Below are 2920 nucleotides of genomic sequence, written 5' to 3' on the forward strand. Positions count from 1 at the left end.
CGAGCCTTGCCCCGCGTGCGGCGCTCCCTGGGCCTGCCGGTCGATGTTGCCGTGTTGAAGGTCCGCGGCACTTCCTTGTGCCGGTATCGGCTGGACGGCGCGGTGCCCGATCCCGCCGCGCTCCGACCCTAGTTCCGTCGCGACCTGGCAGCCGTTCGAGACTGGGCTGCCGCCACCCGTGGCGGCGACATCGCCGAGGTGGCGATCGGTGAAGAGGCGCCTGTTTGGCCGGTGGTCACGTCCACTACGGACAACTGCCTTGGGCAAGACTGCCCGCACTGGCAGCAGTGCCATCTGGTAGAAGCAAGGCGTCGCGCCCAGGAGGCGGATTTGGTGGTGATCAACCATCACCTGCTCTGCGCCGACATGGTGCTGCGCGAGGAGGGCTTCGGGGAGGTGCTCCCCGGGGCAGATGCGGTCATCGTCGACGAGGCGCATCAACTCCCCGACATCGCCGCACAGTTCTTTGGCAGCTCCGTCAGCAGCCGGCAGCTGTTGGATCTCGCGCGGGATCTCGCTGCCGCGCAGCGCTCGGAGGCGGCGGAAGCCCCGCAACTGGCTGCGATCGCGGCAGCGTTGAGTGACCTGGTGCCGCGGCTGCGGCTTGCGTTCGGGGATCAGGACCGGCGCGGCGCCTGGCACGAGATCGGCGGCTCTGGCCCAGTCGTAGCAGCGCTGGAGGACCTTGCGGGGCTTTTGGCGGACACGGATGCCGCGCTAAGCGCGCTTGCTCGAGGGGCCAAGGATCTGGAGCAGTGTCGCGCCCGCACCTGCGGACTCCAGCAGCGTTTGGATACGCTGTTAGATGGCGCCGAAGACGGGCTGGTGCGCTGGTTCGAGCTGCGCGGTCAGGGCTTTCGGCTGCATCAGACGCCGCTCGATGTGGCGGCGGTGTTCCGTGGCTATCAGGCCCGACAAGGCGCCGCCTGGATCTACACGTCGGCGACACTCGCGGTTGCTGAGTCCTTTGCGCACTTTGCCATGCAGGTGGGCGCCCCGGAGGCCGCGACAGAGCGCTGGGACAGCCCTTTCGACTACCGGCGCCAGGCGCTGCTCTTCATGCCGCCGGACATGCCGGAGCCGGGCGCCGCGGACTACGATGCCCGGGTGGCCGCGGCGGCGCTGCGCGTCATCAAGGCCAGTCGGGGCCGGGCCTTTTGCCTGTTTACCAGCCATCGGGCGCTGCGGCTGGCCGCGGCGGCACTCGCGGGCAGACTGGAGTATCCGCTGCTGGTGCAAGGGCAGGCCCCGCGGGCGGAGCTGATCGAGCGCTTCCGACGGCTCGGCGATGCGGTGCTGCTCGGCACGTCGAGCTTCTGGGAGGGCGTGGACGTGCGCGGTGAGGCGCTCTCCTGCGTCATCATCGACCGTCTCCCCTTCGGCTCCCCGGGGGATCCGCTGTTACAGGGTCGCATCGATGCCCTGCGCCGACGCGGCGGCAACCCGTTTCGGGAGCTGCAGCTGCCGCAGGCGGTGATCGCCCTGAAGCAGGGCGCAGGCCGGCTGATCCGCGACGGCGCGGACCGCGGTGTCTTGGTCCTCTGCGACCCGCGGCTGCACAGCCGTGGCTACGGACGCGTCTTCCTCGACAGCCTGCCGGCCATGCAGCGCACCCGGGAGTTCGCGATGGTGGAGGCATTCTTCACCTCCGGTGCGGCGTGAGCGGGCGGGGCGCTCCCCGCAGCGGGCGCGGCGGTCAGCGGCCTCGATGATCGCTTTCGTTTATAGTTGCTCTCGAATGCCTATGCGACTTCTGGCTATCGACACTTCGGCCGCGCATTGTTCGGCGGCGCTGCTCGTGGACGGCGCGCTCACCCAGCGGCTGGCGCCGGCCAGCCGCCGGCATGGCGAGCTGATCCTCGGCATGATGGATGAGCTGCTCGGCGCCGCAGGCTTGCACGCGGCGGACCTGGATGCTTTCGCCTTCGCCCACGGCCCCGGCTCCTTTACCGGCCTGCGCATCGCCGCCGCGGTGGTCCAGGGCGCCGCTTTGGCGGCGGAGAAGCCGGTAGTGGGGGTCTCGACCCTCGCGGCCCTCGCCCAGGGCTGTCACCGTGCGGGCGGTGCGTCCCGCGTGCTCTGCGCACTGGATGCGCGGATGGGCGAGGTCTATGCGGGCGCTTATGCGGTGGACGCCCCAGACGGCCTGGCGCGGGCGCTGAGCCCGGACCGCGTCTGTGCGCCGAGCGCAGTGGTGGCGCCGGGCCCGGGGCCCTGGGCCGCCGCCGGCAGCGGCTGGGCGGTGTATGCAGATGCGCTCCGCGCGGCCTGTGGCTGTGAGCCGGTGAGCTTGGAGCCGGAGCGCCCCTGCGAGGCGCAAGACGTGGCGATCCTGGCGGCCGCCGCCTTTGCCGCAGGCGACATCCTGGACCCGGCCGATGCGGTGCCGGTGTATCTGCGTGACCGAGTCACCAGTACCGGCTGATGCGGGATCAGAGGGCTTGGGGAGACGCCGACTTACTGGCCTTCCCGCCCAAAAATCGGACGGAACCCGGCTTGCTCCCAGCGGGGCGGTTTCCGGGTTCCTTCATTGTCAGCGACTTATGTCGCTGAGAATGGCGGGGCTCCATGCCCCGCACGGGAAGGCGTTGCGATGTGGCCGAAGCCATCCTGATGGCGGCAATGGCGGCGCATGCAGCTGATGACGTAATGCCAGAGGGTCGCGGCCACGGCGAGGGCAATGGCCGCGGCAGTACCCACGCGGGCCCAGTGGCCCCAGTCCGACAGCCCAAGTGCCAGCCATGTGAGGAAACCGATGACGCCGGTGATGACCGTGACACTCACGAATAGAACGGGCGAGGCGGTGCACACGGGGGGAGACTTCCAAGGGTTCTACTCAGGCGGCATTTGACCACCAAGTTGTAAGACTCTGTGGATTCCAGAGGCAAATTGTAAGTCAAAATGATATACCTAGCCAATG

The 2920-nt window shown here is 69.1% G+C and carries 3 protein-coding genes; 2 read left to right on the top strand and 1 reads right to left on the bottom strand.

Annotated features, from left to right (window positions below; translation table 11 throughout):
• Positions 1-198: 198 nt before the first annotated feature.
• Both I6U14_RS01895 and tsaB read left to right on the top strand, forming a co-directional pair.
• The gene (locus I6U14_RS01895) at positions 199-1662 is read left to right on the top strand and encodes an ATP-dependent DNA helicase (protein WP_296896425.1); all 1464 of its coding nucleotides are present in this window, start codon (positions 199-201) and stop codon (positions 1660-1662) included.
• A gap of 76 nt (positions 1663-1738) precedes the next feature.
• Positions 1739-2425, top strand: coding sequence for a tRNA (adenosine(37)-N6)-threonylcarbamoyltransferase complex dimerization subunit type 1 TsaB (gene tsaB / locus I6U14_RS01900; protein ID WP_367115610.1), 687 nt, complete (start codon positions 1739-1741; stop codon positions 2423-2425).
• Between the two features lie 116 nt (positions 2426-2541).
• Here the strand turns inward: tsaB and I6U14_RS01905 are convergent, their stop codons facing one another.
• A complete protein-coding gene (locus I6U14_RS01905; RefSeq protein ID WP_296896427.1) occupies positions 2542-2811 on the bottom strand; it encodes a hypothetical protein in 270 nt (89 codons plus the stop codon).
• Positions 2812-2920 lie beyond the last annotated feature (109 nt).

This window comes from Thiohalocapsa sp. (genome assembly GCF_019695415.1).
Lineage (GTDB): Bacteria > Pseudomonadota > Gammaproteobacteria > Chromatiales > Chromatiaceae > Thiohalocapsa.

Coding starts and splice junctions, on each gene's coding strand:
- tsaB (WP_367115610.1), top strand. CDS start 1,739: ATGCCTATGCGACTTCTGGCTATCGACACTTCGGCCGCGCATTGTTCG.